The sequence below is a fragment of the Comamonas sp. SCN 65-56 genome (genome assembly GCF_001724135.1).
Lineage (GTDB): Bacteria > Pseudomonadota > Gammaproteobacteria > Burkholderiales > Burkholderiaceae_C > Comamonas_C.
Genome location: NZ_MEDS01000008.1, coordinates 221314 through 238525, shown reverse-complemented (window position 1 = coordinate 238525; position 17212 = coordinate 221314). Strand labels below are relative to the sequence as shown.

Here is a 17212-nt window from a genome sequence, read left to right as displayed (position 1 = left end):
GTGCCTATCCCATCACTGTGCAGTCCTATCGTTGGCCGGCTTGAGCCCTACGTTCCTGGCGAGCAGCCGCGCATCGCCGGTCTGGTGAAACTCAACACCAACGAAAACCCCTACCCGCCGTCGCCGCGTGTCATTGCGGCCATCGAGGCAGCCGCACGCGAGGGCCTGCAGCTCTACCCCGATCCGCAATCGCTTGCGCTGCGCGAGGCGCTGGCAGTCGCTCATGGGTTGCAGACGGATCAGGTCTTCGTGGGCAATGGCTCGGACGAAGTGCTGGCGCATGCCTTCTTCGCGTTTTTCCAGCATGCAGGCGAGCCGCTTCTGATGCCGGACATCACCTACAGCTTCTACCGCGTGTACTGCGGGCTGTGGGGTATCAGCGCTGAACTGCAGCCCCTGGATGCCGGGCTGGCGGTCGATGTGGACGCCTTGGCCGCGCGCGCCGCGCAAGGGCCATGCGCAGGCATCGCACTGGCCAACCCGAACGCGCCCACGGGGATGGGTTTGCCGCTTGCGCAGATCGAGCGGCTGCTGGCTGCCTGCCCGCAGCGCTTGGTGCTGGTGGACGAAGCCTATGTGGATTTCGGCGGCGAGAGCGCGGTCGGGCTGGTGGCGTGCCATCCGAACCTGCTGGTGGTGCACACCCTGTCCAAGTCGCGTTCGCTCGCCGGGCTGCGGGTGGGTGCAGCCTTCGGGCAGTCGCCGCTGATCGATGCGCTCACGCGCGTGAAAGACAGCTTCAACTCCTACCCACTTGACCGACTGGCCCAGGCCGGCGCTCGCGCTGCGGTGCAGGACGTGACGTATTTTGATGAAACCCGCCATGCCGTCATGCGCAGCCGTGATGGATTGGCGCAGGCGCTTGCGCGCCTGGGCTTTGAGGTGCTGCCTTCGCAGGCCAATTTCCTTTTCGTGCGCCACCCCGAGTGCGATGGCGCGCAGCTGGCGGCGCAGCTGCGCGAGCGCGCGGTGCTGGTGCGCCACTTCGCGCGGCCGCAGCGCATTGCACCTTATCTGCGCATCAGCATCGGCACGCCGACGCAGTGCGATGCGCTGGTGCAGGCGTTGACGGCGCTTCTGGGGTCAAACCGGTAGCGCTACCAGCGAATTGCCAAACATCGGGTCGTCCTTCTTCGACGCCAGCGCGCGCGCCAGATCCAGCCCCAGCGCCTTGGCCACGCCCGCGCCATAGGCCGGGTCAGCGGCATGGCAGTTGCGGATATGGCGGTGCTTGACGAACTCGGGCGCGTCGCCCATGCCCCGGCCAGTGTTGCCAAACAGCGCCTGCTTTTGGGCATGAGTCATCAGGCGGAACAGGTCGCCTGGCTGCTGGAAGTAGTTGCTGTCGTCCTCATGGAAGCTCCAATGCTGGGCGTCGCCGCTGATGCGCAAAGGCGGCTCGGCAAATTCAGGCTGCGCCTGCCACTGGCCAAAGCTGTTGGGCTCGTAGTGCGGGGCTGCGCCATAGTTGGCGTCCACCCGGCCGCTGCCGTCGCGGTGGTTGCTGTGCACCGGGCAGCGTGCCTTGTTCACCGGGATCCGCTGGTGATTCACGCCCAGGCGGTAGCGCTGCGCATCGGCGTAGTTAAACAGCCGCGCCTGCAGCATGCGGTCTGGCGAGACGCCGATGCCCGGCACCAGGTTGCTGGGCGAGAACGCCGACTGCTCCACGTCCAGGAAGAAGTTCTCGGGGTTCTTGTTCAGCGCAAACTCGCCGACCTCGATCAGCGGGTAGTCGGCGTGCGGCCAGACCTTGGTCAGGTCGAACGGGTGGTAGGCCACCTTGTCGGCATCAGCCTCGGGCATGACCTGCACGTACATCGTCCACTTGGGGAAGTCGCCGCGGGCAATGGCGTCGAACAGGTCGCGCTGGTGGCTTTCGCGGTCCTTGCCGATCAGCGCCTCGGCCTCGGCGTCGGTCAAATTCTTGATGCCCTGCTGCGTCTTGAAGTGGAACTTGACCCAGAAGCGCTCGCCGGCCGCGTTCCAGAAGCTGTAGGTGTGCGAGCCAAAGCCGTGCATGTGGCGGTAGCTCGCCGGAATGCCGCGCTCGCTCATGACGATGGTGATCTGGTGCAGCGCTTCGGGCAGCAGCGTCCAGTAGTCCCAGTTGTTGGTGGCGCTGCGCAGATTGGTTTTCGGATCGCGCTTGACGGCCTTGTTCAGGTCGGGGAACTGGCGCGGGTCGCGGATGAAGAACACCGGCGTGTTGTTGCCCACCATGTCCCAGTTGCCCTCCTCGGTGTAGAACTTCAGGGCAAAGCCGCGGATGTCGCGCTCGGCATCGGCCGCGCCGCGCTCGCCGGCCACGGTGGTGAAGCGGGCGAACATTTCGGTCTGCTTGCCCACCTTCTCGAAGATCTTGGCGCGGGTGTACTGGGTGATGTCCTTGGTCACCGTGAAGGTGCCAAAAGCCCCCGAGCCCTTGGCATGCATGCGCCGCTCGGGGATGACCTCGCGCACGAAGTTGGCCAGTTTTTCATTCAGCCAGACGTCCTGCGCCAGCAGCGGGCCGCGGCTGCCTGCCGTCAGGCTGTCGCGGTTGCTGGCCACCGGGGCGCCAAAGTCGGTCGTCAGGTGGGTGACGGGGCACTTGGGGGATTTTTCCTGCATGAGTGGCTCCAACAGACAAGGTTTGCAAAGATCGGCGAAACCGATGGGAGCATCGTAAGAAAAAGCGGGCGCCTGGTGGTTGAATATTCTTGATCGCTGCGATAGGCAAGAGTCTCTTTGCGTGCGGCGAACTACCCTCAATAGGGCCTGGTGCCCAGCTCTGCGAACAGTTCGCGGTAGATGCGATGGCGCAGCGGGCTGATGAGGCCTGGCGTTCGCCCCTCGGCCACTTGCGACAGCACCGCGCAGCCGGGCTCATGCAGGTGGGTGCAGTTGTAGAAGCGGCAGCCGCCCAGGTGCAAGGCCATGTCAGGCATCAGCCGCGCAAGATCCGTGGCTGCGATGTGGTTAAGACCGAAGGACTGAAAGCCCGGCGAGTCGATCAGCGCGCTGCGCCGCTCGCCATCCAGCCAGTACAACGTGGTCGTGGTGGTGGTGTGCTTGCCCGAGCCGAGGGCCTGTGAGATCTCGCCCGTTTGCGCCGCCGCACCCGGCACGAGCAGATTCACCAGCGTGCTCTTGCCCGCACCCGAGGGGCCGAGCACCAGCGTGGTCTTGCCCGTGAGCAGCGCGAGCAGGGCCTTGCGATCGACCGCGCCCGACTGCGTGAGCGAAAGCGGCAGCACGCGGTAATGGTGCGCGCCTGTGCCATCACCTCCCATGTGGCGGTAGGTCCAGAGCCGTTCCCAGGCGGTGGCGAATGGCGTGACCAGATCGCTTTTGTTGAGTGCGATCAACGGGGTGACGCCGGCCGCCTCGCTGGCGATCAGTGCGCGCGCCAGCAGGCCTTCGGAGAATACGGGCTCGGCTGCCAGCAGGATCAGCACCTGATCGAGGTTGGCCGCGAAGGATTTGCTGCGGACATCGTCCTGGCGGTAGAGCAGGTTGCGGCGTTCGAGCACCTGCTCTACCGTGCCTTCGCCATCACCGTGGCGAGCGCTTTGCCAGAGCACCTGATCGCCGACGACAGCCAGGCTTTTCTTGCCGCGCGGATGGCAGATGCGCCGCTTGCCGTCGGGCGTCTCGACGACGCAGTGGCGGCCATGCGCGGCCACCACCAGGCCGGTGGAGGCGCTCACACCAGCAAGGCGTCCATCTTGCGTGCGCACTCGATGTCAGTCGCCGAGATGCCGCCTGCATCGTGCGTATTCAGGCTCACGACGCAGCGGTTGTAGTGCACAGAGAGGTCAGGGTGGTGGTCCTGCGCATGCGCGATGAAGGCTACGGCATTGACGAAGGCCATGGTTTCAAAGTAATTGGCGAAGTGGTAGGTCTTGGCAATGGCCACCTGCGCGCCGTCGCCTTGCAGCGCCCAGCCGCTGAGGTCCGCCAGTTGTGTTACGACTTCCGTAGCTGTCAGCGCACGTCTGGTCTGCGTAGACCAGTCTTTTTTAGGGAAAGAAGAAGTCATGGTATGGCTCAGGCCAGATGCGCCAGGCGCTCGCTGGCCGGAGGGTGGGAGTAATAGAACGAAGCGTACACGGGGTCGGGCGTGAGCGTGGAGGCGTTGTCCTGGTAGAGCTTGAGCAGGGCGCTGCGCAGATCGTTGCGGCTGGCCTGCGCTGACGCATAGGCATCGGCCTGGAACTCGTCGCGGCGCGAGAGCTGGGCCAGCAGCGGCGTGACGAAGACGGTGAACACCGGCAGCGCCAGCATAAACAGCAGCAGCGCCAGCGCGTTGTTCGGTGCGCTGCCGTCCAGCGTGAGGTTGGGCTGCACGCCCAGGCCGGTGTAGAACCAGCCACGCGTGGCAAGCCAACCCAGTAGCGCGAAGCCGAGCAGGCTGATGACAAACAGGCCGACCATGCGGCGCAGCACATGCTTGTGCTTGAAGTGGCCGAGCTCATGCGCCAGCACTGCCTGCACCTCGTCGGGCGAGAGCTGCTTGAGCAGCGTGTCGAAGAACACTACCCGCTTGGCGCGACCCAGCCCCGTGAAATAGGCATTGGCGTGCGCACTGCGCCGACTGCCGTCCATGACGAAAAAACCACTGGCCTTGAAGCCGCAGCGCTGCATCAGTGCCGCGATACGGCTCTTGAGGTTTTCATCTTCCAGCGGCTGGAAGCGGTTGAACAGCGGCGCGATCCACAACGGGTAGACCACCATCATCACCAGATTGAAGGCCACCAGCACGCCCCAGGCCCAGAGCCACCAGAGTGCGCCGGCCGCCTGCATGAGCCATAGGATCAGCGCGGCCAGCGGCAGGCCGATCAGCGCGCCCACCAGCGTCGATTTGGCGAGGTCCGAAAGCCACAGTCCCGGGGTCATCTGGTTGAAACCCCAGCGCTGCTCAACCACAAAGGTCTTGTACCAGCCCAAGGGCAGGTCGATGAGCCCGCCGATCAGGGCGAAGCACGCGAGCAGCGTCAGCTGCTGCCACATGCCACCGCCGAGCCAGCCGAGTAGCGCCTGGTTGAGCGCATTCAGGCCGCCCAGCAGCGTCCAGCCCAGCAGCACTGCGCTGGAGACGGCCAGCTCCTGCAGGCCCAGGCGCGTCTTGGCAATGGTGTAGCCCGCCGCGCGCTGGTGGGCGGCAAGGCTGATGTGGCCGGCGAACGCGGTCGGCACTTCGCCCTGATGCTGCGCCACCGATCGTATCTGGCGACTGGCCAGCCAGACCTTGAGCAGCAGCCCGGCGACGAGCGCCGCAGCAAACAGGTAGGTGAACAGCAGCGAAGGAGAGAGCAGTGATGGCATGGGGGTGCCAGTGTAGGGCATGCCTTGGGCGACAATGGCGGCCATGACTGAACCCACTTTGACCGCATCAGCGGCATTGGCCAAATCCGACCAGAACCTGGTCTGGCTGGACTGCGAAATGTCGGGCCTTGAGCCCGAAAAGGAGCGCCTGCTGGAGATTGCCATCATCATCACCGGCCCGCAGCTCACACCCCGCGTGGAGGGCCCGGTGCTGGTCATCCACCAGAGCGATGCGCTGCTGAACGCCATGGACGCCTGGAACAAAGGCACGCATGGCAAGAGTGGTTTGATCGACAAGGTGCGCGCCTCCACGCTCACCGAAGCGCAAGCCGAGGAAGAGATACTCCAATGCATCAAGCGCTACGTGCCCAAGAACAGCACCCCGATGTGCGGCAGCACCATAGGGCAGGACCGGCGTTTTCTGGTGAAGTACATGCCCAAACTGGAGGCGTATTTTCACTACCGCAACATCGACGTCAGCACGCTCAAGGAACTGGCCAAGCGCTGGAAGCCTGCCGTTGCCGAGTCCTTCAAGAAGGCGCAGAAGCACACCGCGTTGGCGGATGTGCATGAGTCCATCGACGAGCTGGAACATTACCGAAGGCACTTTCTGCAGGCCTGAACCGCGTTTGGCACTTGCGGGTAAACCCTGATCGTGCGACAATAGCCGGCTTGCGCGAAACAGCGCAATTTGTGCATCTCCCTTCTCACACCGGGTCGCTGGCATAGCCGCCAGCATGAACGGCCCATCCGGGCGCTCGTGACGAGCATTCGGTTCCCGTCAGATGGTTGATGTTTTTTCATGACCCTCTGACGGCTGGCGCGGGCAATATCCGCGCGGCCTCCATCACCATGACAGACACCGCAATCCTTGCGGGCGCTGACGCGCCTGCTTCCCCTTCTGTTGCCGCGAGCGGCTTCGTTCCCCTGGGCCTTGCGCCCGAACTGCTGCAGGCCGTGAACAGCCTTGGCTTTACCGATCCCACGGCCGTGCAGGCCAAGGTGATTCCGCTGGCCATGGGCCAGGGCGCCAGCCAGGATGGCTTCATTGAACTCATGGTTTCCAGCCAGACGGGCAGCGGCAAGACGGCCGCCTTCCTGCTGCCGGTGCTCCATACCCTGCTGGCGCAGCATGAGCAGAAAGCAGCCCAGGGGCGCGCCGCGTTCGAACGCGCCTGCGCCGAGGCCGAGGCCAAGGGCCAGCCGCTGCCCAAGCGCCCCAAGCGCAAGAATCCCCTGATGGCGCGCCATTTCGAGCCCGCTGTGCCGGGTGCGCTGGTGCTGTGTCCCACGCGCGAACTGGCGCAGCAGGTGGCGCACGATGCGGTTGACCTGGTGCAGCATTGCAAGGGTCTGCGCATCGCCAGCGTTGTCGGCGGCATGCCCTACCAGCGGCAGATTGCGCAACTGCAGAATGCCAACTTGGTGGTGGCCACGCCCGGGCGCCTGCTGGACCTGCAACGCTCCGGCCAGCTCAAACTGGACGAGGTGCAGTTTCTCGTCGTCGACGAGGCCGACCGCATGCTCGATCTGGGCTTTTCCGATGATCTGGCCGAGGTTCACCGCCTCACTGCGCAGCGCCATCAGACCATGATGTTCTCGGCCACCTTTGCGCCGCGCATCCAGCAACTGGCGATGCGCGTGATGCACGACGGCGGCTCGGGCGTGCAGCGCGTGCAGATCGACTCGCCGCAGGAAAAGCACGAAAACATCAAGCAGGTGCTCTACTGGGCGGACAACGCGCAGCACAAGCGCGCGCTGCTCGATCACTGGCTGCGCGATGCCCAGATGGACCAGGCCATCGTCTTTGCCAGCACGCAGATCGAGTGCGACGCATTGGCTGGCGATTTGCAGCAGGCGGGTTTTTCGGCTGTCGCGTTGCACGGTGCGCTCAGCCAGGGTCTGCGCAACCGCCGCCTGATGGCGTTGCGCCGCGGCGAGGTGCAGATTCTGGTGGCCACCGACGTCGCGGCACGCGGTATTGATGTGCCCACCATCACCCACGTCTTTAATTTCGGCCTGCCGATGAAGGCCGAGGACTACACGCACCGCATCGGCCGCACGGGCCGGGCCGGGCGCCAGGGTCAGGCTGTCACCTTCGCTGAATTCCGCGATCGCCGCCGCATTTTCGATATCGAAGCCTTTACCCGCCAGCCGTTTGAAACTGCCGTGGTGCCGGGGCTGGAGCCCACGCAGCGCCCGCCGCAGCCGATGCACGCTCGCCGGCCGGAAGGCGCAGGCCGGGGCCATGGTGGTGGTCGGCCGGGGTATGGCGGCGGCCAGCGCCGCGAAGGTTTCAGCCATCGTAGGGACGACCAACGCGGTCCGCAGGCGGCCTTTGGCGAAGGGCGGTTTGCGCCGGCCGGCCGCCGCGGCGAATCGCAGAACCGCGAACGGCCACGCACCGGTGGCCGTGCCGGTGCATCCCGTTCACGCGGCATGCGCTGATTCCCAACGCAAATCAGAAAAAGCCGGCCTGCCCCATCGGGGCAGGCCGGCTTTTGCCGTTCTGGAGCGAGGGCTTCTCGCCAATAATGCAGGGCTTCTGGAGAACGTGCATGTCCAACCCCTTGTCTTCGGCCGCTGATTTTGAGCATATGTTCGACTTGGCTCCAGTGTCTCTCTGGCTGGAAGACTGGAGCGGCGTGCGGGCCCTGCTGCAGCGCTGGAAGAACCAGGGCGTGGTCGATGTGCAGGCGTTCCTGCGTGGGCACCCCGAGCGGGTGCGCGAGTACGGTGCGGCGATCCGCATCCTCAAGGTCAACCGCAGAACCCTGGCGCTGTTCGCGGCTGCGGACCAGGCGTCGCTGGAGGCGTCGCTGGACCGCATTTTTCGCGACGACATGCTGGAGCCGGCGATTGCCGAACTGCGCCAGCTCTGGGGCGGCGCGCTGGAGTTTTCCAATCAGACGGTGAACTATGCACTTGATGGCAGGCGGCTGGATGTTTTCATCCGTGGGCGCATCCTGCCTGGGCATGAAGCCAGCTGGGATCGGGTGCTGGTCTCGCTGGAAGACAACACGGTGCAGGAGCGTGCGCGTGTGCAGCTGCAGGAAAGCGAACGCCATGCGCGCTTGCTGTTCGAGCATTCGCCAGTGTCACTCTGGGTGGAGGATTTCAGCGCCATCAAGCGCCTGCTCGACAACCTGCGCGAGCGCGGCATCACGGATCTGAAGACCTTTCTGAAGGTGCATCCGGAATTCGTCGAACAGTGCCTGCACGAAATCCGTGTCGTGGACGTCAATCGCACCACGCTGCACCTGTTTGGCGCAGCAGACAAGCAAGCGCTGTACACGCAGCTGGCAGCGGTGTTCCGCGACGAGGCGCTGGAGACGTTTGCCGATCAATTGCTGGATCTGTGGGACGGCAAGTTGGTGCAGCAGCGCGAGGTGGTGAACTACACCCTGGCGGGCGAGCCCTTGCCGAGGCCTATCTGGAGTATCTGGGCAAGCACGACGTGCTGACCGGCCTGCGCAATCGCGCCTATTACGTCGAAGAGCTCAATCGCCTGACGCGCAAGGGGCCGTGGCCGGTGGCGGTGATCGCTATCGATCTCAATGGCCTGAAGGCGGTGAACGATGACCACGGCCATGTGGCGGGCGATGCCTTGCTGCGCCGGGCGGGCGAAGTGCTCTCCAAGGCGGTGGGCGGCAGCGGCTGCGCCGCCCGTATCGGCGGCGATGAGTTTGCGGTTCTGCTGTCGGGTGCGGATGAGCGTGCGGCGCAGGCGGTGATGGAGCATGTGACGAGCCTGCAGGAGCTCAACAACCAGTTCTATCCGGGGCAGCTGCTCAGCCTCGCGATGGGCGTGGCCGTGGCGTGGGATGGAGCAGCCGTCGGCGCCGCCGTCCACCAGGCCGACATCGCCATGTACGAGGCCAAGGCGCGCTACTACGAATCGCACGGAACCGACCGGCGTCAGCGCTGAACCCGACGGCAGTCAGGTGACGGTGCGCCCGATTTCGGGCCAGCGGTGGTGCAGCCAGATCCAGGCCACGAGCCCGATCAGCATCATGAGCAGCGATGCCGCAGCCATCGCTACCGTGGAATGCATCACCAGCGGCGCAATCACCCCGGCCACAAAGCCGTTGGCGGTCGAGCCGACGAAGGCCTGCAGCGAAGACGCCATGCCGCGTCGCGTGGGTACCAGATCGAGCACCAGCAGCGTGATCACCGGCACCATCAGCGCCCAGCCGAAAGAGAAGATGCAGATTGGCAGCATCGCCCATGCGACATGCGGCGTGAAGAGCAGATTGGCCCCCAGGTTCAGCAGCACCATCGCCAGCATGATGACGAAGCCGTGGCGGATCTGGCGCTTGGGCGCCACCTTGCCGGCCATGCGCCCGCTCAGCCAGGCACCGCCCATGATGCCCAGAATGTTCAGCAGGAAGAACCAGAAGAACTGGCCCGGCTGCAGATGCAGGTGCTCACCCAGAAACGCCGGGGCCGCCAGCACGTAGAGGAACATGCCATTGAACGGCACGCCGCTGGCCAGCGCCAGCAGCACGAAGCGCGGATTGGTGCCCAGCTGCCAGTAGCCGCGCATCAGGTGGCCCAGGTGCAGCGGCTGGCGCCGCTCGTGCGGCAGCGATTCGGGCAGCAGGCGCCAGTTGGTCAGCAGCAGCAGCGCGGCAATCACCGTCAGCAGCCAGAACACACTCTGCCACGGCAGGTGCTCGGAAACCCAGCCCCCCATCATCGGTGCGATGGCCGGTGCGATGCCGAAGAAGATCGTCACCTGACTCATCACCTTCTGTGCCTGTGCCTGAGGGAACAGGTCGCGTATGACGGCGCGCGCCACGACGATGCCGCCGCCGGCGGACAGGCCTTGCAGCGCCCGGAAGAACACCAGCCAACCTATCGTCGGCGACAGCGCGCAACCGGCCGAGGCCAGAGTGAAGATGCCAAGGCCCCAGAGCACCACGGGGCGGCGCCCGAAGCTGTCGGAGAGCGAGCCGTGAAACAGCGCCATGAAGGCGAAGGCGAACAGGTAGGCCGAGAGCGTCTGCTGCATCTGCAGCGGCGTGGCGTTCAGGCCAGCCGCAATCGCCGGGAATGCGGGCAGATAGGTGTCGATGGCAAACGGCCCCAGCATGCCCAGCAAAGCGAGCAGGATGGACAGGGCCCAGAGCGGTCCGCGCCAGGCGACGGGGGCGTCAGGGTGCATGGGTGCCATGATCTTGTGCGGTGGATGGGCGCGGGACGTCCGGGATGTGTTTGTACTCTGAACCGCTGACTGGCGCCGGTTTGCCCCGATGGCGGCAAATGCGGATCAAAAAAGCCCGCCCAAGCTGCTGCCTGGCGGGCTTGATGATGAAACTGGTGGGTCCTGTAGGATTCGAACCTACGACCAACGGATTAAGAGTCCGCTGCTCTACCAGCTGAGCTAAGAACCCGAGTACGGATGTACGCGAAGCTCGCTATTATGCACGAATTCCGGGTGCATGCCCGACGAAGAGAGAGGGGGCACGCAATGCAGGACCCACGGTATGCCGACCCGGCGTGGCTTGAGCTCATGTACAACACGCGCGCTGCCGTGCCCGACCACATGGAGCACATGCAGGCTTGGGCGCGGGATTCGGCGGCGGTGCGCAAAGCGCTGCCTTGCCACCTGGATGTGGCCTATGGTCGGCGCGAAGGCGAGACACTGGACATTTTCCCGGGTGAGCCGCAGCGCGCGCCCGTGCTGGTGTTCGTGCACGGCGGCTATTGGCGCGCCCTGGACAAAGCGGACCATTCCTTCATCGCGCCGGGGTTCGTCGCCAGCGGTGCCTGTGTCGTGGTGGTCAACTACGCGCTGTGCCCGGGCACGCCGGAGCAGCCGGTGAGCATTCCCTTCATCGTGCGCCAGCTGGAGCAGGCGCTGGCCTGGCTGTGGTCCAACATCAACAAGCACGGCGGTGATCCGGGCAATATCACGCTGGTGGGGCATTCAGCCGGCGGGCATCTCGCCGCGCTGCTGCTGGCAAGCGCCTGGCCGCTGCTTTTGAGCCGCTTGCCCGATGTGCTGGTGCGCAAGGCGCTGTCGATCTCCGGCCTGCACGATCTGGCGCCCATCATGCATACGCCCTCGCTGCAGCAGGACTTGCGCCTGACCGAGCAGCAGGTGATGCGCTGCAGCCCGGCGCTGCTGCCGGCGCCGCCGCAGGCGCACCTGCATTGCATTGCCGGCGATGATGAATCCGAGGAATTTCAGCGCCAGTGCATGCTGGTGCAGCAGGCCTGGGGCACGCACTATGTGCCGCGGGCGCAGGTGCTGCAGGGCCTGAACCACTTCACCATCCTGAACGCGCTGGCCGACCCGAAGAGCGATGTGCACCGCATCGCCCTGAACCTGCTGCGTTACTGAGCGCCTACATGAGCAGGTGTTCGCCTGCGTTGTCCCCGCCCAGGATCACATAGTTCACCTTGCGGATATCGAGCAGCTTCTTGCCGCCCGAATAGCTGATCGAGCTCTGGATATCCTGCTCCATCTCGGTGAGCGTATCGGCGAACTTGCCCTTGATCGGCTCCAGGATGCGCTTGCCCTCGACGTGGCGGTATTCACCCTTGTTGAAGTCGCTGGCCGAGCCGTAGTACTCCTTGTACATCTGCCCGTCCACTTCCACCGTCTTGCCGGGTGATTCCTCGTGCCCGGCGAAGAGCGAGCCGACCATGACCATGGTGGCGCCAAAGCGAATACTCTTGGCGATGTCGCCGTGGCTGCGGATGCCGCCGTCAGCAATGATGGGCTTGGTGGCGACGCGCGCGCACCACTTGAGCGCCGAGAGCTGCCAGCCGCCGGTGCCAAAACCAGTCTTGAGCTTGGTGATGCAGACCTTGCCCGGGCCGATGCCGACCTTGGTGGCGTCCGCGCCCCAGTTCTCCAGGTCGATCACCGCCTCGGGCGTGCCGACGTTGCCGGCGATCACGAAGGTCTGCGGCAGGTGTTGCTTCAGGTAGCCGATCATGTCGCGCACGCTGTCGGCGTGGCCGTGGGCAATGTCGATCGTCACGTACTCGGGCGCCAGGCCCTCGGCCTTGAGGCGGTCCACGGTGTCGCGATCGGCCTGCTTGACACCCAGCGAGATCGAGGCGTAGCAGCCCTTTGCCCGCATGTCTTTCACAAACTGGACGTTGTCCAGGTCAAAGCGGTGCATCACGTAAAAATAGTCGTGCTGTGCCAGCCAGATGCAGATGTTCTCGTCCACCACGGTTTTCATGTTGGCCGGGACGACCGGCAGGCGAAAGCGCCGCCCGCCCAGCTCGGTGCCGGCGTCGCATTCGGCGCGGCTGCCCACGCGGCACTTGCGCGGCAGCAGCAGGATGTTGTCGTAGTCGAAGATTTCCATGGTTCCAAGCTCCGTTGAGGGGGTGGCCGGCGCGCAGGTTCGCGGCGGCTGGGCGCTTGGCTTGGTTCCGGTTTTTGCGTGCGCATGGCGCAAAAAAACCGGGCGTCAAGAAACTTGGGCCCGGTGGCTGATTGTACCGGCTTGCGTGCAAGAGGCCTGCTGGCCGCCGCCTCAGGCGCCCCAGGCCCGCAGCCCCGGCGCCAGCGCCACGGGCCGGGCGCGGCCCAGGGCTGTGCGGGTTTGCGCTCTTGTTGTTATAGCTATTTATCAGCATGCAAATCAGCATTTGGTGCTTTCTCTGACTGCGCAAGCAGCTCCTCGGATTGAAGCAATTTCTGCGGATTTTGAAACCAGGGGGCGCAGCCAGCGCACCAGGCCGGCGAGGGTGGGGTGTCTTGCTCCCTCCCCCAAAGGGGAAAGGAGTCCTGGCCGGGCAGGCGCTTCGTGTGGGCGTCGATCTTTTCGGCCGGCTCGGCAATGGTCTGGTGCAGTGGAGGGGTCAGGCCGGTGTCTGGCCGTCACGGGGCTGGCGACGAATCTGGGCCGGTCTTGCAAAGCCTTGTGCGCTTACATTTGCGCGGCACCCCATCTTTCATCCCACTTTTTCCTGGAAAGCCGCCGATGCAGCGACGACACTTTTTGTATGCAGGCGCCGGCCTGCTGGCAAGCACCTTGGCCGGATGCGGCGGGGGCAGCGAGGCGCTGCTGCGCGTGCGCCCCGACGTGCTGCAGCTCTCGAACGCCGAGCGCGAGCGCTACGTGCAGACGCTGCATGCGATGAAGCGCCGGCCTTCGGCGTACGACCCGGCGGTCAACGCCTACGACTACTTCGTGCAGCTGCACGGGCGGGCGTTTCCCTCTGCGCAGGACCCCACGCACTACAACGCGCACATGAGCGCGTCCTTCCTGCCTTGGCACCGTGAGTTTCTGCTGCGCTTCGAGCGCGAGCTGCAGCGCGTGTCGGGCGATGCGCAGATGGCCCTGCCTTATTGGGACTGGCAGCAGCAGGGCAGCTGGCGCGCCATCTTCACGGACGACTTCCTCGGGGGCAACGGCGACGCGGGCGACAGGTTCATCGTCAAGAGCGGCATGTTCCGCGAAGGGCTGTGGCCCATGGGCGCGTACTTTGACGAGACGCCCGACGAGTTTGCCGATTCGGAGGGCGACGGTATTGCCGACATCAACCCCGCGCCGCTGAGCCGGCGCGGCCTGACGCGGCGCTTTTCCTTCGAGGGGCTGGACGCCGACAGCATGCAAGTCATCGACGACTACATGGCGCGCGAGCCGCGCAGCCGTCTGCTGGCCTACGCCGACTACGACGCCGCGCCCTACATGGAGAGCATGCTGACGCCCCTGGAGCATCTGGAAAACCGTCAGAGCTGGATAGAGCAGAGCATGCGCAAATACCTGGAGCTGGCGCTGCACAACCCGGTGCACGCGATGATCGGCGGGCAGATGGCGACGGGCACCTCGCCCAACGATCCGGTGTTCTTCCTGCACCATGCCAACGTGGACCGCCTGTGGGCGCTGTGGCAGGACGCCCATGCGGGCGCCAGCTACCCGAGCAGCGCCGAAGACGCCCATGTCGGCAGCGGTGCCAGCCTGGACCTGTTGTCGGGCGACGTCCGCATCGATTCGGTGCTGGACCTGGCCGCGCATTCGGGCGTGCGCTACGCCGCCGGCTGAGCCGCGCCGGCGCGCTCAGCCCCGGCGCGCCAGGCGTTTGAGCGCCAGCCACTGCTGGTCCCAGAAGCCGCGGCCGTAGTCGCGCCCGGCTTGCACCTGGTCGCGGATGCCGGTGGCTTCGAACTGCCCGGCGTAGTCGGCCGAGCCCAGCAGGCTGTCCCACCACGGAAAGAGCACGCCGAAATTCACGCCTTTCAGCGGCCCGCGCGTACCCGCCTCGTGGCCGATGCCGATGGCGTGGTGGCGCCGGTGAAAGCGCGGACTGATGACCAGGCGCTCGCCCACGCGGCCGAAACCCCAGCGCAGGTTGGCATGCTGCAGGCTCTGCATGAGCTGGCTGATGGCCACCAGCAGCACGAACTGCGAGGACGCGACGCCGATCAGGATCGCCAGCAGCACGAAGATGGCGTCGGTGAGGGCGCTGTCGAGCAGGTGGTTGCGGTCGTCGCTCCACATCGTCATCTGGCGCTGGCTGTGGTGCACGGCGTGCAGCTGCCACCACCAGTTCCATTGGTGCTGTGCGCGGTGCACCAGGTATCCGATGAAGTCGAAGATCACCAGATAAATGCAAAAACTGACCAGGGCCTGATCGGTGACGCCGGGCCAGAGCTCGTCCAGGTGCAGCGTCGGCATGCCGCGGGCGCGCAGCAGGCCTATGCCGTCGGTGAGCCAGCTCTCCACCGTGAAGAACATCACCAGCTTGAACAGGCCCAGGCGGTGCAGCAGGGTGTAGAGAATGTCCACGCGCACCGCCGCGCGGTCCTTGACCTGTTCCGCGGGCCAGAGTCGTTGCGCCGGGCCGATAAGGAGCACCAGCGTGGCGATCTGCAACAGACCGGCGATGAGCCAGCCAGTGGCGGTGTAACCGTCTTCGAGCAGATTGCCCATGCCGAATTGAAACGCCACGGGTTCGATCAGCGTTTCAAACAGCCATTCCTGCGCATGCGAGAAGAGGGCGGACGGATCGATCATGTGCGGCCGATGGTGCGGTGCTGCGCGATCCAGTCCTTGCAGGCGGGGTGCTCGCGCAGGGTGTGAAAGGTCAGGCCGCGTGCTTTCAGGCCTTCGATCAGTGGCTCCAGCACCGCCGGTGCCCATGGATCGTGGCGCGACCAGATGCCCAGGTGGGCGAGCAGAACATCGCCAGGCCGGATGGTCTTCAGCGCCTGCTGCAGCAGGGCTTGATTCGGATAGCGCTCGCTGGGCAGCTCGTCGCCCAGAAAGCCGGCCGGTGACCAGCCCACCTGCTTCCAGCCGCAGCGCTCGGCCGTGGCCAGTAGCGCGGCCGAGGTTTTGCCACCGGGCGCGCGGTACAGCGGCAGGGTTGGCACGCCGGTGACCTCTGCCAGGCGCACCGCGGCATGGCGGATATCGGCGCAGTACTGGCTCGCCGTCCAGACCAGGCGTTGGCCGGCATCCGGCCCGGCGGTGGGCTGGATGCGAAAGCGTGCTTCGCCGCCCGCGGCAGGCAGATCGCCGCGCCAGACGGCATGCTGCCAGGTGTGTGAGCCAAACGCATGGCCTTCCCTGGCACGCTCGCGCCACCACGGCGCCCAGTAGTCGCCCAGGCAGCCATCGCCTTCCCGGGTGCGTTCGTGGGCCGCAAAGAAAGTGACTTGCACCTGCTGGCGTTGCAGCACCCGGGCCACCAGGGGGGCGATGCCCATGTGCCCGGTGTCAAAGCTCAGGTAGACGGCGTTATCGCTGGATTTTTGGTGTTTTTCGGCTCTAGCGCTTGTCCAACAAGCGCCAAAAGCTATTGAAAATAGAGCATTTCTGCGCAGCATGGCCGGGCGTCAGATGCGCGTCGCGTGGTCCAGCGTCCAGACCCCGTGCGGCGATTTGCCCACTTTGATCTGGGTGATGACCTGGCGTTTGGCGACGTCGATCAAGGTGAGCTTGCCGGCCCAGCGCGAGCCGACCATGATGAGCGAGCTGTCGGCCGAGACGTCCATGCAATCCGGCCCCGAGGGGGCGGGAAACTCGGCCACCACCTTGAGCGCGGTGTAGTCGATCTGGCTGATGGTGTTGGCCACGCGATTGCTCACCAGTACGTGGCGCCCGTCGCCCAGCGCCCGAAACGCATGCGCGCCCTTGCCGGTGGGGATCAGGCCGCTGGCCCGGGGTGCCTGGCCGGGCGCAATGTCAAACACCTGCACGCCGGTGCCACCGGTCAAGCCGACCAGCAGATGCTTGCCGTCGGGCGTGCCGAACACGTCGGCGGGCATCGGCCCGGTCTTGACGCGGTGCATCAGCTGTTGCGTCGCCAAGTCTATGGCCACCAGCTCGTCGCTGTCCTGCATGCTGGACCACACGGTGGTGCTGCCCGCGTCTACCCACAGGTGGCTGGGGGTGCGCCCGGTGGGGATGCGCTTGACCAGCTCCGGGTTGGTGCCGTCCCAGTGGTAGAAGTCGATATGGTTGAGCCGGTTGGCGGCGGTGATGAGCCAGCGCATGTCTGGCGAGAAGCGCAGGTGGTAGGGGTCGATGATGCCGCGCAAGGTGCGCTGTACCTCTGCCGTGCGCGGGTCGATGAAAGTGAGCGAATCGCTGCCGGCGTTGGCCACGATGACCGATTTTTCGTCGGGCGTCATGTACAGATGGTGCGGCTCCTTGCCGGTGGCGATGCGCCGCTCCTCGGCCCAGCGGTTGGCATCGATCACGCTGACCGAGCCGCTTTGCGAATTGAGCACCAGGACCGGCGCTCGCGCTGCGGCATGGGCGCCGGGCACGGCGGCCATCCAGCCACCCGAGGCGGCGAGCGCCAGCACCTGGCGACGAGAAGGGGAAACGGGGGGCAGAGCAGTGTGTGAATGCACAAAAACCTCGACGCGGCGCGCGAGTCTACTGCGCCGCCGGGGCGCCTGGGGTCTTGGTTGCGGCGC

General features: G+C 65.4%; 14 protein-coding genes, 1 tRNA gene and 1 pseudogene. 6 read left to right on the top strand and 10 right to left on the bottom strand.

What is annotated here, in order from left to right; translation table 11 throughout:
* Positions 1 to 1095, top strand: a complete 1095-nt coding sequence (gene hisC, locus ABS45_RS06385; protein WP_291554226.1) for a histidinol-phosphate transaminase — start codon at positions 1 to 3, stop codon at positions 1093 to 1095.
* Here the strand turns inward: hisC and ABS45_RS06380 are convergent.
* From ABS45_RS06380 to ABS45_RS06365, 4 genes are all read right to left on the bottom strand, one after another.
* A complete protein-coding gene (locus ABS45_RS06380) occupies positions 1084 to 2613 on the bottom strand; it encodes a catalase (RefSeq protein WP_291554225.1) in 1530 nt (509 codons plus the stop codon). The genes hisC and ABS45_RS06380 overlap by 12 nt on opposite strands.
* 137 nt (positions 2614 to 2750) lie before the next feature.
* Complete coding sequence (rsgA, locus tag ABS45_RS06375; RefSeq protein ID WP_291554224.1) at positions 2751 to 3692, bottom strand: ribosome small subunit-dependent GTPase A; 942 nt, start codon at positions 3690 to 3692, stop codon at positions 2751 to 2753.
* Entirely contained in the window at positions 3689 to 4024 is a 336-nt protein-coding gene (locus ABS45_RS06370) for a 4a-hydroxytetrahydrobiopterin dehydratase (protein ID WP_291554222.1), read from the bottom strand. The genes rsgA and ABS45_RS06370 overlap by 4 nt, the downstream gene beginning before the upstream one ends.
* Positions 4025 to 4032: 8 nt before the next feature.
* Positions 4033 to 5355, bottom strand: a complete 1323-nt coding sequence (locus ABS45_RS06365) for a M48 family metallopeptidase (RefSeq protein ID WP_291554220.1) — start codon at positions 5353 to 5355, stop codon at positions 4033 to 4035.
* Here ABS45_RS06365 and orn point away from each other — a divergent pair.
* The 3 genes and pseudogenes from orn to ABS45_RS06350 all read left to right on the top strand — a co-directional run bounded on the left by orn (position 5354) and on the right by ABS45_RS06350 (position 9238).
* Entirely contained in the window at positions 5354 to 5932 is a 579-nt protein-coding gene (gene orn / locus ABS45_RS06360; RefSeq protein ID WP_291554218.1) for an oligoribonuclease, read from the top strand. The two genes, ABS45_RS06365 and orn, sit on opposite strands and share 2 nt — an antisense overlap.
* Positions 5933 to 6162: 230 nt before the next feature.
* Positions 6163 to 7758, top strand: coding sequence for a DEAD/DEAH box helicase (locus tag ABS45_RS06355; RefSeq protein ID WP_291554216.1), 1596 nt, complete (start codon positions 6163 to 6165; stop codon positions 7756 to 7758).
* Positions 7759 to 7868: 110 nt separating this feature from the next.
* Positions 7869 to 9238 (top strand): annotated as a pseudogene (locus ABS45_RS06350) (GGDEF domain-containing protein).
* Between the two features lie 12 nt (positions 9239 to 9250).
* Here the strand turns inward: ABS45_RS06350 and ABS45_RS06345 are convergent.
* On the bottom strand, positions 9251 to 10477 hold the full coding sequence (locus ABS45_RS06345; protein WP_291554213.1) for a multidrug effflux MFS transporter: 1227 nt from the start codon (positions 10475 to 10477) through the stop codon (positions 9251 to 9253).
* 153 nt (positions 10478 to 10630) lie between these two features.
* Positions 10631 to 10706, bottom strand: a tRNA-Lys gene (locus tag ABS45_RS06340).
* Between the two features lie 77 nt (positions 10707 to 10783).
* Here ABS45_RS06340 and ABS45_RS06335 point away from each other — a divergent pair.
* On the top strand, positions 10784 to 11659 hold the full coding sequence (locus ABS45_RS06335) for an alpha/beta hydrolase (protein WP_291554212.1): 876 nt from the start codon (positions 10784 to 10786) through the stop codon (positions 11657 to 11659).
* Positions 11660 to 11663: 4 nt separating this feature from the next.
* Here the strand turns inward: ABS45_RS06335 and ABS45_RS06330 are convergent, their stop codons facing one another.
* On the bottom strand, positions 11664 to 12641 hold the full coding sequence (locus ABS45_RS06330; protein ID WP_291554210.1) for a GMP reductase: 978 nt from the start codon (positions 12639 to 12641) through the stop codon (positions 11664 to 11666).
* 621 nt (positions 12642 to 13262) lie between these two features.
* Here ABS45_RS06330 and ABS45_RS06325 point away from each other — a divergent pair.
* The gene (locus ABS45_RS06325; protein WP_291554209.1) at positions 13263 to 14327 is read left to right on the top strand and encodes a tyrosinase family protein; all 1065 of its coding nucleotides are present in this window, start codon (positions 13263 to 13265) and stop codon (positions 14325 to 14327) included.
* A 15-nt stretch (positions 14328 to 14342) separates the two neighbouring features.
* Here the strand turns inward: ABS45_RS06325 and ABS45_RS06320 are convergent, their stop codons facing one another.
* Genes ABS45_RS06320 through ABS45_RS06310 form a run of 3 tightly spaced genes read right to left on the bottom strand, consistent with a single transcriptional unit; the run spans position 14343 to position 17068 of the window.
* Positions 14343 to 15299, bottom strand: a complete 957-nt coding sequence (locus tag ABS45_RS06320; protein ID WP_291554208.1) for a sterol desaturase family protein — start codon at positions 15297 to 15299, stop codon at positions 14343 to 14345.
* Entirely contained in the window at positions 15296 to 16114 is an 819-nt protein-coding gene (locus ABS45_RS06315) for a polysaccharide deacetylase family protein (RefSeq protein ID WP_291554207.1), read from the bottom strand. Before ABS45_RS06315 ends, ABS45_RS06320 begins: the two co-directional genes overlap by 4 nt.
* Positions 16115 to 16123: 9 nt before the next feature.
* Positions 16124 to 17068: a YncE family protein gene (locus tag ABS45_RS06310; RefSeq protein ID WP_291554322.1), complete on the bottom strand. Its 945-nt coding sequence runs from the start codon at positions 17066 to 17068 to the stop codon at positions 16124 to 16126.
* Positions 17069 to 17212: the final 144 nt, after the last annotated feature.

Bases quoted from the DNA above. Each gene is read 5' to 3' on its own strand.
- ABS45_RS06380 (WP_291554225.1), bottom strand. From the start codon at position 2,613: ATGCAGGAAAAATCCCCCAAGTGCCCCGTCACCCACCTGACGACCGAC.
- ABS45_RS06370 (WP_291554222.1), bottom strand. From the start codon at position 4,024: ATGACTTCTTCTTTCCCTAAAAAAGACTGGTCTACGCAGACCAGACGT.
- orn (WP_291554218.1), top strand. From the start codon at position 5,354: ATGACTGAACCCACTTTGACCGCATCAGCGGCATTGGCCAAATCCGAC.
- ABS45_RS06365 (WP_291554220.1), bottom strand. From the start codon at position 5,355: ATGGCCGCCATTGTCGCCCAAGGCATGCCCTACACTGGCACCCCCATG.
- ABS45_RS06355 (WP_291554216.1), top strand. From the start codon at position 6,163: ATGACAGACACCGCAATCCTTGCGGGCGCTGACGCGCCTGCTTCCCCT.
- ABS45_RS06345 (WP_291554213.1), bottom strand. From the start codon at position 10,477: ATGCACCCTGACGCCCCCGTCGCCTGGCGCGGACCGCTCTGGGCCCTG.
- ABS45_RS06335 (WP_291554212.1), top strand. From the start codon at position 10,784: ATGCAGGACCCACGGTATGCCGACCCGGCGTGGCTTGAGCTCATGTAC.
- ABS45_RS06330 (WP_291554210.1), bottom strand. From the start codon at position 12,641: ATGGAAATCTTCGACTACGACAACATCCTGCTGCTGCCGCGCAAGTGC.
- ABS45_RS06325 (WP_291554209.1), top strand. From the start codon at position 13,263: ATGCAGCGACGACACTTTTTGTATGCAGGCGCCGGCCTGCTGGCAAGC.
- ABS45_RS06320 (WP_291554208.1), bottom strand. From the start codon at position 15,299: ATGATCGATCCGTCCGCCCTCTTCTCGCATGCGCAGGAATGGCTGTTT.
- ABS45_RS06315 (WP_291554207.1), bottom strand. From the start codon at position 16,114: ATGCTGCGCAGAAATGCTCTATTTTCAATAGCTTTTGGCGCTTGTTGG.
- ABS45_RS06310 (WP_291554322.1), bottom strand. From the start codon at position 17,068: ATGGCCGCCGTGCCCGGCGCCCATGCCGCAGCGCGAGCGCCGGTCCTG.